This window comes from Methylobacterium sp. Leaf100 (assembly GCF_001422845.1).
Classification (GTDB): Bacteria; Pseudomonadota; Alphaproteobacteria; order Rhizobiales; family Beijerinckiaceae; genus Methylobacterium.
The window spans coordinates 593,371-606,853 of record NZ_LMMW01000001.1 but is presented as its reverse complement, the minus strand read 5'-3'; the positions used below and the strand labels follow the sequence as shown (position 1 = coordinate 606,853).

General features: G+C 68.8%; 9 protein-coding genes and 2 pseudogenes. 10 read left to right on the top strand and 1 reads right to left on the bottom strand.

Features of this window, described 5'->3' with window-relative positions:
• Positions 1 to 111 precede the first annotated feature (111 nt).
• The 7 genes and pseudogenes from ASF25_RS02900 to ASF25_RS23465 all read left to right on the top strand — a co-directional run.
• Complete coding sequence (locus tag ASF25_RS02900; RefSeq protein WP_056303103.1) at positions 112 to 4,647, top strand: rhamnan synthesis F family protein; 4,536 nt, start codon at positions 112 to 114, stop codon at positions 4,645 to 4,647.
• Positions 4,648 to 4,908: 261 nt separating this feature from the next.
• Positions 4,909 to 5,796 (top strand): STAS domain-containing protein, encoded by an 888-nt coding sequence (locus ASF25_RS02895; RefSeq protein WP_056303102.1) that lies wholly within the window; start codon positions 4,909 to 4,911, stop codon positions 5,794 to 5,796.
• Positions 5,797 to 5,802: 6 nt separating this feature from the next.
• Positions 5,803 to 6,201, top strand: a complete 399-nt coding sequence (locus tag ASF25_RS02890) for an STAS domain-containing protein (protein ID WP_056166151.1) — start codon at positions 5,803 to 5,805, stop codon at positions 6,199 to 6,201.
• Entirely contained in the window at positions 6,182 to 6,586 is a 405-nt protein-coding gene (locus ASF25_RS02885; RefSeq protein WP_056303100.1) for an anti-sigma regulatory factor, read from the top strand. The genes ASF25_RS02890 and ASF25_RS02885 overlap by 20 nt, the downstream gene beginning before the upstream one ends.
• A gap of 2 nt (positions 6,587 to 6,588) precedes the next feature.
• Positions 6,589 to 7,593 carry an ATP-binding SpoIIE family protein phosphatase gene (locus ASF25_RS02880; protein ID WP_056166158.1) on the top strand — a complete coding sequence of 335 codons (1,005 nt, stop codon included), beginning with the start codon at positions 6,589 to 6,591 and terminating at the stop codon, positions 7,591 to 7,593.
• Positions 7,590 to 7,967: pseudogene (locus ASF25_RS23470) on the top strand (anti-sigma regulatory factor); the annotation flags it as partial. The gene ASF25_RS02880 and the pseudogene ASF25_RS23470, both read left to right, overlap by 4 nt.
• 366 nt (positions 7,968 to 8,333) lie before the next feature.
• Positions 8,334 to 9,488 (top strand): annotated as a pseudogene (locus tag ASF25_RS23465) (ATP-binding protein); the annotation flags it as partial.
• A 27-nt stretch (positions 9,489 to 9,515) separates the two neighbouring features.
• Here the strand turns inward: ASF25_RS23465 and ybaL are convergent.
• Positions 9,516 to 11,336, bottom strand: a complete 1,821-nt coding sequence (gene ybaL / locus ASF25_RS02870) for a YbaL family putative K(+) efflux transporter (RefSeq protein ID WP_056166163.1) — start codon at positions 11,334 to 11,336, stop codon at positions 9,516 to 9,518.
• A 270-nt stretch (positions 11,337 to 11,606) separates the two neighbouring features.
• Here ybaL and ASF25_RS02865 point away from each other — a divergent pair, with 270 nt between their 5' ends.
• Genes ASF25_RS02865 through ASF25_RS02855 form a run of 3 tightly spaced genes read left to right on the top strand, consistent with a single transcriptional unit; the run spans position 11,607 to position 13,443 of the window.
• The gene (locus ASF25_RS02865; RefSeq protein ID WP_056303096.1) at positions 11,607 to 12,758 is read left to right on the top strand and encodes a YihY/virulence factor BrkB family protein; all 1,152 of its coding nucleotides are present in this window, start codon (positions 11,607 to 11,609) and stop codon (positions 12,756 to 12,758) included.
• A 51-nt stretch (positions 12,759 to 12,809) separates the two neighbouring features.
• On the top strand, positions 12,810 to 13,106 hold the full coding sequence (locus ASF25_RS02860; RefSeq protein ID WP_056303095.1) for a nucleotidyltransferase domain-containing protein: 297 nt from the start codon (positions 12,810 to 12,812) through the stop codon (positions 13,104 to 13,106).
• Positions 13,096 to 13,443 (top strand): HepT-like ribonuclease domain-containing protein, encoded by a 348-nt coding sequence (locus tag ASF25_RS02855; RefSeq protein WP_056303093.1) that lies wholly within the window; start codon positions 13,096 to 13,098, stop codon positions 13,441 to 13,443. The genes ASF25_RS02860 and ASF25_RS02855 overlap by 11 nt, the downstream gene beginning before the upstream one ends.
• Positions 13,444 to 13,483: the final 40 nt, after the last annotated feature.

Below are 13,483 nucleotides of genomic sequence, written 5' to 3'. Positions count from 1 at the left end.
GCGTGTCCGCCTGTGGTGGGCCCGTTCGATGGGCCGGCGTGGACCCGACTCGCCGGATATGCCAAACGAGCGCCCGGGCGAAACTCATTCGCACGGCTCGAGCAGGACTTCATGCGGCGCTTCTCCAGGACGATCGCGGATTTCTCCAAGTCCCGTGCGGCGCGACCTTCGCCCAAGACGATCCGTCTCTTCGACAAGCTCTTGGATCGGACGTTCTACCTCGCCGACAATCCGGACGTCGCGGCGCAGGGCACCGATCCCATGCGCCACTTCATCGAGCACGGCGAGGCCGAGGGGCGAAGCCTTCATCCGCTGTTCGATCCGGTCTGGTACCGGGAGACCAACCCGACGGCCGGTCCGCTTCCCCTGCGGCACTTCCTGTCCGGCCAGGGGGGCGATCCGCATCCGCTCTTCGACGGCCGGTGGTACCGCCAGACCTATCCGGACGTGGTCGGCTCGAACCTCGATGCCTTCCTCCACTACATCGCGCACGGTGCCCGCGAGGGCCGCGATCCGCATCCGCTGTTCGATACCGCCTGGTATGTCGCACGCCATCCCGAGGCCCGCCGCGCGCCCCTCGTCCATTACCTCTCCGGGCAGGGGACCTGGCCGCATCCGCTGTTCGACGACGTCTGGTACCGACAGGCGCATGCGAAGTCCCTCGCCAGCGGTCTGAACCCCCTTGTCCAGTACGTCGCCGGGGGATGGCGCGAGCACAATCCGAACCCGTTCTTCCACCTCTACTGGTATTCCGATCAGGTGCCCGAACTGGCCGGGCGTGCGAGCAATCCGCTGATCCACTATGTGCGGACCGGTGAAGCCGCCGGCCTCCAGCCGCATCCGCTGTTCGATCCCGAGTGGTACCGCGCGCAATGCGCCGGAGCCGCCCTGCCCGGCGAGCCCCTGGCCTCGCCCCTGGCCGATTTTCTCCACCGGGGTGGTCCCGCCGGCTTGAGTTCGCACCGGCTCATCGATCCGGCCTGGTATTATTCCGTCAATTCCGACGTGGCGGAACAGAACGTTCCGGCGGCGCGCCACTACCTCGCCTATGGCTGGGTCGAGGGCCGCAATCCGCATCCGCTGTTCGACATCCATTACTATCGGCGCACGAACCAGGACGTCGCCGATGCCGGCCTGGAGCCCCTGACGCACTACGTCGCCAATGGATTTCGCGAGGGCCGCAGCCCGCATCCGCTGTTCGATACCCGCTTCTACGGGCGTCACAGCCCCGACGTGATCGAGGCCGGACGCGATCCCCTGACCCATTACCTCACCTACGGCGCCGCCGAGGGACGCGACCCGAACGGGTTTTTCGATTCCCTCTGGTACACGCGCCAGCACGAGAGCCGGCTCGAGAACGGCAGCCTCAACCCTCTGATCCACTACCTCTCGGCCGGCGCCCGCGAGAACCGCGATCCCGGCCCGCTCTTCGACCGCGAATTCTACCTCGCGCATAACCAGGACGTCCTGCACGCCGGCATCGATCCGCTGCTGCACTACATGACCGGTGGTCACGTCGAAGGCCGTCAGACCCGGCCGCCCGACCGCTGGAGCGAGATCTGCTCGGTCACGGACATTCCGAGCGAGATCCGTCGCGACCCGCCGCCCCTGGCCGACCGCGATGTCTGCTTCTTCGTGACCTACACCCCCGACGGACGGGTCCACGACCACACCCTGACGTATCTCTCCGCCCTCCAGGCCGAGGGGCTGACGGTGGTGGTGATCGTGGCGACGGACGGTCTGTCGCGCGCCCTGCCGCCGGACCTCGACGCCATGGACGGTCTGCTCGTCCGGATCAATCACGGCTGGGATTTCGCCGCCTGGGCGGCAGCCATCGCGACCTTCCCCGATGTGTGGAAGGCCCGTTCCCTCATCCTGACCAACGACAGCATCTACGGGCCGGTCGATCGCGGCGATTTCGCCCGGGTGATCGCCCGCGTGCGCACCAGCGAGGCCGATCTCGTCGGCCTCACCGACAGCTACCAGGCCCGCCCGCACCTGATGAGCTACTTCATCGGGCTCACCCGCACCGGCCTCGCCGCACCCGGCATCCGGCGCCACTGGGCGAACGTGAAGAGCATCCGCGACAAGCTCGAGGTCATCAAGGCCTACGAGATGACGCCGCTGGCCCATTGGGACGAGGAAGAGGTCGCCGTCGAAATCCTGTTCCCGACGGACGACGACGAGGACCTTCCCGTCAACCCGACCCTCGTGCGCTGGCGCGAACTCCTCGCGCGCGGCTTTCCGTTCCTGAAGGTCCAGCTGCTGCGGGACACCCTCGAACAGGCCGACCCCACGGGTTGGGAAACCACCCTCGACGGCAACCCGACCCTGCGCGGAGCCATCGAGCGGCACCTCGCCGTCGTCGCCCCGACGGCCATGATCCCCCCGAAGGGTGTCGCTGTCCCCGGACCGGATGTCGACGCCGGCAGCATCCTCGAGGACGAGCCCGAAGCGGTGGCCGCGCCCGAGGCGAAGCCCGGGCCGACCCTGCGCCCGGTGCCGGCGCCGCGCCGGCGCTTCAAGCGCAACGTCGCGGGCCAGACCTTCTACGGCGCCACGCAGAGCATGCGGCCGCGCGAGGCCACGGATCTGGCCCTCGAAGTCCCGTTCGCCTACGGCCCCGCGGCGGCGGGCGGCCCCGTGGCGGTGATCCTCCACGTCTTCTATCCGGAGATGATGCCCGAGCTGCTCGGGCGGATCGCCAACATTCCCGTGCGGGCCGACCTCTACGTCTCGACGGACACCCCCGAGAAGCAGGCCGCCATCGAGGCATCGTCCGCCGCCTACGCGAATGGGTCCGTCGAGGTCCGGGTGTTCCCCAACATCGGCCGCGACATCGCCCCGACGCTCATCGGATTTCGCGACGTCTTCACGCGCTACGACACCTTCCTCCACATCCATTCGAAGAAGTCGCCCCACGATCCGCGCTTCGCCGAGTGGCGGGACTACCTCCTCGACAACCTGCTCGGCTCGCCCGAAGTCGTCGCCTCGGTCCTGCGCCTGCTGGCCGAGGGTGATGTCGGCGTAGTGTTCTCGCAGCATTTCGGCGAGGTGCGCCCCCTCCTGAACTGGGGTTACGATTTCGACTTGGCAAAGGACCTCCTGGCCAGGGCCGGCGTGACCCTGCGCAAGGACTACGTCCTCGATTTTCCGTCGAGCTCGTTCTTCTGGGGCCGCACCGCCGCCCTGAAGCCCCTCCTCGATATCGGGCTCGACTGGTCGGACTTCCCGGCGGAAGCCGGGCAGATCGACGGAACCCTGGCGCATGCCATCGAGCGCTCGCTCCTGTACTTCGCCGAGGCCGCCGGCTTCCGCTGGACCAAGGTGGCACGCGCCGGCACCGGCACGGACGAGACCCTGGTTCCCGTGCCCACGGAGGCCGACGTGGCGACGGGCCTGACCCGGGTCTATCGTCCCCTGCTCGGCAATCCCCTGCGGCCGAGCCAGCAGCGGCACCTATTTCCCGACGTGACGCCCGTGGCGACCCGGTCCGATCCGAGCTCTCGCCCGCGCCTCAACCTCGTGCTGCCGACCCTGCACCCGAAGCACATCTTCGGAGGCATCACCACGGCCCTGCGCACCTTCGAGGGGCTGGCGGCCGCACTCGGCGACGGCTTCGACCGCCGGATCATCTGCGGCTACGTCCCCATCGACCTCGAAACCATGGCGGGCATGCCCGATTACCGCCTCGTCTCCCTCGGCTCGCCCTACGACGCGTTCCCGCGCACCGTCGTCGACGTCAACGATGTCGACAGCGGCGAATTGCCGATCCGGGCCGGCGACATCTTCATGCCCACCGCCTGGTGGACCGCCACCAGCAGTTATCTGTTCCAGGAAGCACAGGGCCGCTACCACGGCCGCGAACTGCCGGTGCTGTACCTGATCCAGGACCACGAGCCGGGCTTCTACGGCTGGTCGTCGAACTACTCGATGTCGCGCGCCACCTACGCCAACCCCGACAAGACCATCGCGCTCATCAATTCGGAAGAGCTGGCGAACTACATGCTGCGGCACTACGCACTGACCGATGCCAGCATCGTGCGCTACGCCGCCAATGCGAAGATCCGCGGCGCCTTGAGCGTGAAGAAGCGCGAGCGCATCATCCTCGTCTACGGGCGTCCCTCGACCCCGCGCAACTGCTTCGAGACCCTGTGCGCCGGCCTCTCGCTCTGGCAGCAGGCCGAACCGACGTTGGCGGCGAAATGGCGGATCGTCTCGGCGGGCGAGGATTACGATCCCGCACGGGCCGGCGGCGTCTACAACCTCGAGGTCTGCGGCAAGCTCTCCCTGGAGGATTACGCCGACATCCTCAGCCGCGCCTCCGTCGGCGTGTCCCTGATGGTGTCGCCGCATCCGAGCTATCCGCCCCTGGAGATGGCCCATGCGGGCCTGCGCACGATCACCAACGCGTACGAGTGCAAGAATCTGAGTGAGCGCAGTCCCAATCTCACGTCCCTCGATTCGCTCACGCCCGACACCCTGGCGCAAGCGCTCACCGCCCTGACGCGGGAAGCCGAGGCGGAGATCGGCCGTGTCCGGCCGTTCTGCGAAATCGCTGCCCTGCTCTGCCCCCTGCCGGATTACGACCCGGCGGTCCTGGCAGAACGCCTGCAGGGTCTCGTCGGGGCGCCGGCGGAGGCGTGACGGCTTTCGGCTGACCGTCGAACCCCGGAAGATCGGGGGCCCCGCCCAGGGTGGCCCTGCGCAACGGTTCGTCGGCGCTCGCGATGCCTTCGAACCGGAGGCGAATGGCGGAGGCGCCGATCGCGGCACCCTCGCGGCCGTCATCCGGGGACCGGGGAGGGGACCCCAGCCCGGATGGGAGGCCGCTTGGCAGCCCTGTCATTCTATGACCATGTGCGCGGGGTCGGGGACGGGTCTCCCCGCACAGGGGAGGCGGCTTGAATGGCGATCGACGGGATCCAGGTTCTGGTCCGGACCGTGACCGGCCATGAGGCCGCGATCCTCGAATCCTGGCTCGGTCTCCTGAAATCGGGCGGCTCCCTCCAGACCGGGCGCATCCGCGAGGTCGAACTCCAGGCCCAGGCCCGTACCGTGTTCGGGCAGTTGCGCGCCGCCCTGGCGTCCGGAGAGGGCGATGGGCACGCGGCCCCCTACGAGACCCTTCGGGAGACCCTCGCGAATATCTCGCGCTCCCGGGCGATCCAGGGCTTCACGCCCACCGACACGGCCAATTTCGTGCTCTCCCTGAAGGAGCCGATCCTCATCGCCCTGGATGCGGCCAACGCCGGCGACATGGCATCCCTCGTCGCCGGCACGCGGGCGGCCAACCGGCTCCTCGACGGCCTCGGCCTCTACACCATGGAAGTGTTCCAGACCGGTCGCGAGGAGGTCATCGGCCGACAGAGCCAGGAGATCGCCGAGCTCTCGACGCCCGTGGTCCAACTCTGGGACGGCATCCTCGCCCTGCCGCTCATCGGCACCCTCGACAGCGCCCGCACGGGCGTCGTCATGGAGAACCTGCTGCAGGCCATCGTCGACGAGGAGGCGGAGATCGCCATCATCGACATCACCGGCGTGCCCACCGTCGACACCCTGGTGGCCCAGCACCTCCTCAAGGCCATCGCGGCCGCCCGCCTCATGGGTGCCGACTGCATCATCTCGGGCATCCGCCCGCAGATCGCCCAGACCATGGTGCATCTCGGCGTCGAGCTGAACGTCGTCTCGAAGGCGACCCTCGCCGACGCCTTCGCCCTCGCACTCCGGCGCACCGGCCGCACCGTGGTGCGCCGCGCCGCGCCCGCGCCCGTCGCGGCCGACGACCGGCGCTGACGGTCCATGGACCGGATTCCGATCCTCAAGCTCGGTGGCGCCCTCATCGTCACCATCCAGGTCGACATGCACGACCGTCTCGCCATGGCCCTCGAGGAGGACCTGACGAGCCGGATCGCGGCCACGGGCGCGCGCGGCGTGCTCATCGAGATCTCGGCCCTCGAGATCGTCGATTCGTTCATCGGGCGCATGCTCGACAACATCGCCGCCATCTCCCGGGTGCTCGATGCCGAGACCGTGGTGGTGGGCATGCGTCCGGCCGTCGCCATCACCCTGGTCGAGCTCGGATTGACCCTGACGGGGATCAAGACGGCCCTGAACGTCGAGCGCGGCATGGCCCTGATCCAGGCCCGCCTCGACGAGGACGGCGACCTGGGGAACGCGCGTGCCTCCCGCGAAGATTGAACTCCTCCCCATCCGCTCCGGCGACGACGTGGTCCGGGTCCGTCAGGCGACGCGCGCCCGCGCCATCGAGATCGGCCTCAGCCTCGTCGATCAGACCAAGATCATCACCGCCGCGAGCGAACTCGCCCGCAACACCCTCGATTACGGCGGCGGCGGCGAGGTTACCGTCGAAGTGGTGCAGGCGGGCACGCGCCGGGGCGTGCGCCTGACCTTCGAGGACAGGGGGCCGGGCATTCCCGACATCGCCCGGGCGCTCACCGACCACTACACCACCGGCGGCGGCCTCGGCCTCGGCCTCGGTGGAGCCAAACGCCTGTCCAACGAGTTCCATATCGAATCGACGCCCGGCGTCGGCACCCGCGTGGTGATCGCGCGCTGGAAATGAGCATGATCTCCGTTGCCGTCACCGAGTCGAGCCAGGTGGCCGACGCGCGCCGCCGTGCCGTGGCCTGCGCGCACGACCTCGGCTTCGACGAGACGGCGAGCGGACGCGTGGCCATCGTCGTCACCGAACTCGCCACCAACCTCGTCAAGTACGGCAGCGCCGGCGAGATGCTGCTCGGCCCGTTCCAGGACGAGAGCGGGACCGGTGTCGAAGTCATCGCCCTCGACAAGGGGCCGGGCTTCGCCAACCTCGACGAGGCCCTGCGCGACGGGCATTCCACCGGTGGCAGCCCCGGCACGGGACTCGGCGCCGTACGCCGCCAGTCGCAATCCTTCGACATCGCCGCTTGGCCGGGGCGGGGCACCGGCCTCGTCGCGCGAATTCAGGCGGATGCCCGTGCGACCCCTGCCCAGCCGTCCCACGGCGCCGTGGCCGTGCCCCTGCGCGGCGAGGAGGTGAACGGCGACGCCCATTGCTTCCTCGGCGCGGGGGTGGGCGAGGAGGTGGGCTGGACCCTCCTCGTCGCCGATGGCCTCGGGCACGGGCCGCAGGCGGCACAGGCCTCCACGGAGGCGGTACGCCTGTTCCGCAAGAATCCCGAGGCCGCTCCGGGCGAAATCCTCACCATCGTCCATGCGGGCCTGCGCCACACGCGCGGCGGGGCGGTGACAATCGCCCGCTACGAGCCCAACCGGGGTGTGGTGACGGTCGCCGGCATCGGCAACGTCACCGGCGCGGTGGTGAGCGGCGCAACCGTCCGGCGCACGGTGTCGCTCGCCGGTACCGCCGGGCACGTCGCCCGCCGCATCCAGGAATTCGAGTATCCGTTCCAGGCCGACGACCTCTTCGTGCTGTGCTCGGACGGCCTCGTGACGGGCTGGTCCCTCGACGGCTATCCGGGGCTCAACGGCGCCCATCCGAGCCTCATCGCCGGCATCCTCTATCGCGATTTCGCGAGGGGGCGGGACGACGCCACCGTCGTGGTGGTCCGGGGCATCACGCCATGACGCTCGCCCTCGTCTCGATGCGGATCGAGAGCGAGGACGATGTGACGGCCGTACGTCAACGGGCCCGCCACCTCGCGGAGCATCTCGGCTTCGGCGTGCAGGACCAGACCCGCATCGCCACGGCCGTGTCGGAGATCGCCCGCAACGCCTACGGCTACGCGAAGGGTGGCCGGGTCGAGTTCCGCCTGGACCTCATCGGGGGAAGCCAGGCCTTCGTCATCCGCATCGCCGACCAGGGGCCGGGAATCGCCGATCCCGCCGCCATCCTGGAGGGGCGCTATCGGTCGCGTACCGGGCTCGGCCTCGGCCTGATGGGCGCGCGCCGCCTCATGGACCTGTTCGACCTCGAAACCGAACCGGGCCGGGGCACCCGCGTCACCCTGGGTAAACGCCTGCCGGCGGGCCTGCCCGCCCTGACCGCACCGCAGGCGGCGGCCATGGTCGACGCCGTCGCCCGGGCCCAGCCCGACGATCCCCATGCGGCCATCCGCGAGCAGAATCAGGCCCTCCTGCGCAGCCTCGCCGAGATCGCCGAGCGCGAGGAGGAGGCCCAGCGCCTCAACGCCGAACTCGCCGAGACCAACCGCGGCGTCGTCGCCCTCTACGCCGAACTCGAAACCCAGGCCGGTCAGCTGCGCGAGGCGGGCGCCACCCTGGAGGCGCAGGTCGCCGCCCGCACGGCGGAACTGGCCGAGGCCAATGCACGCCTGCGCGCGGAAGCCGCCGAGCGCGAGCGGATGGAGGAGGATCTTCGCCAGTCGCAGAAGATGGAGGCGGTCGGCCAACTCACGGGCGGCATCGCCCACGATTTCAACAACCTGCTCACCGGCATCGTCGGCTCCCTCGACCTGATGCAGAGCCGGATGGCCCAGGGACGCCACGAGAACCTGCAGCGCTACATCGAAGCCGCCATGTCCTCGGCCAACCGGGCGGCGGCCCTCACCCACCGCCTCCTCGCCTTTGCCCGGCGCCAGCCCCTCGACCCGCGCGCGACCGACGCGAACGCCCTCATCGTCGGCATGTCCGACCTGCTGCGCCGGACCATCAGCGAGTCCATCGACCTGCGGATCGAGACCGATCCCGGTCTCTGGCCGACCCTGTGCGATCCGAACCAGCTCGAGAACGCGATCCTCAACCTCGCCATCAATGCCCGCGACGCCATGCCGAATGGCGGCACCCTGTCGATCCGCACGAGCAATGCGCGTTGGGACGAGGCCGAATCCGGCAAGCCCGGCGATCGCTCCGAGTATGTCCGCATCCGCGTCGCCGATACCGGGACCGGCATGACGCCGGAGGTGATCGCCCGGGCCTTCGACCCATTCTTCACGACGAAGCCCCTCGGGCAGGGCACGGGCCTCGGCCTGTCGATGATCTACGGCTTTGCTCGCCAGTCCGATGGCCATACCCGCATCGAGAGCGTGGTCGGGCATGGGACGGCCATCACCCTCTATCTGCCGCGCCACCGGGGCGAACTCGACGAGACCGTCCCGGACGCGACGGTGACGACGCGCCCGCGCGGCGACGGACAGACCGTGATGGTGGTCGAGGACGAGCCCGTGGTGCGCGACGTCATCATGGAGGTGCTCCACGACCTCGGCTACCGGGCAATCCAGGCCGTGGACGGACCCTCGGGCCTGCGCGCCCTGTCCGTGGCGGGCCGCATCGACCTCCTCGTCACCGATGTCGGTCTGCCGGGCCTCAACGGGCGCCAGCTCGCCGATCAGGCCCGCCTGGCCCGTCCCGATCTCAAGGTCCTGTTCATCACCGGCTACGCCGAGAGCGCGGCCGTCTCGGCGGGCTTCCTCGAACCCGGCATGGCGATGATCACCAAGCCGTTCTCGGTGGACACCCTGATGACCCGCATCCAGGCGATGATCCGCGATCCCGTGGTGTGACGTGCGGGCTCCCTGCGATGGAAGGCGTCATCCCTCCGTCGCATCCTCCTTGTGCGGCCGCAGCTCCGGCACGCCGTGGTCGATCCCGGCCTCGACGGGGGCCGAACGGCTCTCGACGCGGGTGCTGTCCACGAAGATGCGGGCTTCGCCCTCCTTCAGGCCGAGGCTGCGCAGGGCGTAGAGGGTCATGCCGAAGGCGAGTTCGCGTTCGGCCATGAGCACGAGGCCCACCCCCCGCTCCTCGAAATGGCGCCGCTCCGTGTCGCTGTGGGTGCGCACCAAGGTATCGATCCCCGGGCTCATCTCGCGGGCGAGTTCCACGAGGCGCCGCGCCGTGTGCGGCTCGGGCGTCGCGATGACGATGATCCGCGCCGCCTCGATATCGGCCGCGTGCAGGATCCCGGGCGCCGTGGCGTCGCCGAACACCGCCTCGATGCCGTCCTTGCGCAGGTCGAGGACCCGGCGGCGGTCGCGGTCGACGACGATGTAGGGCAAGTCCCAGGCCTTGAGCGCCTTGCCGATGGTGCTGCCGACGCGGCCGTAGCCGACGACGATGGCGTGACCGCGCCGGGAAGCGGTCTCGAGGGAGACGGCCAACGCGTCCACGCCGCGCCGCTCGAAGCGCGCGGCCAGCTTCGGCCGGGCGGCGACGGACCGTCCGACCCAGTCCGTCAGGGCGAAGAACAGCGGGTTCAGGGTGATGGACAGGATCGCGCCGCCGAGAATGAGATCGCGTCCCTCCGTCGGCAGGAGTTTCAGCGACAGGCCGAGGCTGACGAGGATGAACGAGAACTCGCCGATCTGGGCGAGACTGGCCGCGATGGTGAGCGCCGTACCGAGGGGATGCTTGAAGGCCAGTACGATGGCCACCGCCGCCGCGGACTTGCCCACCAGGATCACGCCGAGCACCGCCAGCACCGACAGGGGCTCGCGGATGAGGATGCCGGGATCGAACAGCATGCCGACGGACACGAAGAACAGCACCGCGAAGGCATCCTGCAGGGGCAGGGAATCGGCCGCCGCCTGATGGCTGAGATCGGATTCGGCGAGCACCATGCCGGCGAAGAAGGCGCCCAGCGCGAACGAGACGCCGAACAGCTCCGCCGAACCGAAGGCGATGCCGAGCGCCAGCGCCAGGACCGCGAGGGTGAACAGTTCGCGCGAGCCCGTGCGCGCCGCCTGATCGAGGAGCCAGGGCACCACCCGGCGGCCGCCCACCAGCATCACCACCGCGAACACCGCGACCTTGGCGAGGGTCAGACCCAGGGTGAGCCAGATGTTGCCGTCGCCGACGTGGTGCGCGCCGCCCGCGCCCTCGCCGCCAAGGGACGGCGCCAGCGCCGGCAGCAGCACGAGGGCCAGCACCATCGCCAGATCTTCGACGATGAGCCAGCCCACGGCGATGCGGCCCTTGTCGCTGTCGAGGAGGCGTCGTTCCTCCAGGGCACGCAGGAGCACCACGGTGCTGGCGACCGACAGGGCGAGGCCGAAGACGAGGCCGGCCCCGACGCCCCATCCCCAGGCCCAAGCCAAGCCTCCGCCCATGGCGGTCGCCGCCGCGATCTGCACGATGGCGCCCGGCAGGGCGATGGTGCGGACCGCCATCAGGTCCTTGATCGAGAAATGCAGGCCGACGCCGAACATCAGCAGGATCACGCCGATCTCGGCGAGTTGGCCGGCAAGCGCGCTGTTGCCGACGAAACCCGGCGTGTAGGGGCCGACGAGAACACCGGCCAGCAGGTAGCCGACGAGGGGCGGCAGCCGAAGGCGCTGCGCCAGCATCCCGCACACGAAGGCGAGCACGAGGCCTAGGGCAATGATGGCGATCAGCTCGGTCGCATGCGGCACGGGGCGTCGGTCTCCAGTCGAGGTTGCGCGGGATCGGGCTACCGGTCGCCCCTTCGCCCGTGTCGCGGGCAGGGGCAAGCATCGTTCCAGCCTCCTAACGACGCGGATCGTTAAAATCCGTACCGTGAGTCACCCTGGAAGGAGGATCGGGCATCCTGGATGCGCCGATGGATATTGAATTCACGTTCGCGTGAAACTTCGGTGACTCCTGGCCGGTTGTCGAGGGGGTAGCGTGCCGCGTCGCGGGCCAGCGCCTGGAAGGACGAAGGTATGGCAGAGCGCAACGACGCCGAGATTTCCGACGGCACGGCCCCGAACGGTCCGACTATGGTCTGGACCCTGGCCCTGGCGACGGCGCTTCTCGGCTTGGTGGCGCTTCCGCGTCGGACCGGACGGGAGGCCCTAACGGAGCGTCCGGAGCCCACCCGCGAGCCTTCGCCGTCCCATGCGGGGGCCGACGCCAAATCCGTCGCCCGGGCCGAGCCGGAGCGGGGACGCGGAGCCTCGAAACCGTCCGAGATTCCCGCCAAGGGTTGGAAGGACATCGCCCTGCGGGTCTTCCACGACATCTCCGAGAACGCCATCGTGTCGGTGGCGGCGGGCGTGACGTTCTACGTCCTCTTGGCGATCTTCCCGGCGGTGGCGGCCCTCGTGTCCTGCTACGGCCTCGTCGCCGATGTCGCGACCATCAACGATCATCTCCAGAACCTGCAGGGCATCGTGCCGTCCGGCGCCCTCGACATCGTCGGCGACCAGGTCAAGCGCATCGCAGAGAAGGGCGACACCACCCTCGGAATCACGTTCTTCACCGGCATCGCCCTCTCGCTGTGGAGCGCCAATGGCGGGATGAAGGCGGTCTTCGCCGCCCTCAACGTCGTCTACGAGGAGCGTGAGACCCGCAACTTCGTCTGGCTCAACCTGCGCTCCCTCGCCTTCACCGCCGGCGCCCTGCTGTTCGTGGTCCTGGCGCTGGTGGGCATCGTCGTGGTGCCGGCGGTGATCGGCATCGTCGGCCTCAGCACCGAGGCCTGGTACATCGCCCTCCTGCGCTGGCCGGTGCTGCTGCTCGCCGTGCTGGGTGGCCTGGCGCTGCTCTATCGCTACGGCCCGAGCCGGGATGCGCCGCGCTGGCGCTGGGTGACCTGGGGCAGCGCCCTCGCGGGGGTCGCGTGGCTCGTCACGTCCCTCGGTTTCTCCTGGTACGTCGCCAACTTCGGCAAGTACAACGAGACCTACGGCTCGCTCGGGGCCGCCATCGGCTTCATGACCTGGATCTGGATCTCCACCACCATCGTGCTCGTGGGCGCCGAGATCAACGCCGAGATGGAGCACCAGACGGAAGTGGACACCACGGTGGGGGCGGAGCAGCCGCTCGGCACCCGCGACGCGCGGATGGCCGATACGGTGGGCGCAGCGCGCTGAGGGGCTTCGAGGTGCTTCAGCCGATCCTGGATTTCAGCTAAGGTCCTTTTCATGGACCGTGCAGCCGCCATTGATATTCTACGAAGCCACGAGGGCAAGCTGCGGAAACGCGGTGTTCGGCACGCTGCTTTGTTTGGCTCAGTCGCACGGGGCGATGCCACGGCAACGAGCGACGTCGATGTCGTGATCGTGCTCGACCGTGAGACCGTGCGTGATGTGTACGACTATGTCGGCGTCGTCCATTTCATCGAAGACATGTTCCCCGTCACCGTCGATGTCGCCAATCGCGAGACTTTCGAGGAGCGTGTGCGCCAAAACGCTGAACGCGACGCAATCGATGCTTTCTGAGCGCGAGCATTCTGCGTGCAGCGATATTATCGCGAATGTCGAGAAAGGTCGCCGCTTCACTCGTGGGATGACATACGAGACGTTCGCTGCCGATGAGCGCACGGTCTACGCAGGGGTGCGTTGTCTCGAAATCAACTCTGAAGCGAGCCGGCGCCTCACGGCGGAAACCAAAGAGCGGCACCCGCATGTTCCTTGGCGTGTGGTCGCCAATGCGGGAAACGCCTATCGACACGGCTACCATCGCGTCGAACTCGACATGATGTGGTTCACGCTCACGGAGCGCCTGGACGAACTCGTCGCAGTCTGCCGTATCGAACTCGCGTCGACACCTCCTTAGGGTCGGCAAACTCACGAATCCCTCTCTCGAACCTGCTTGG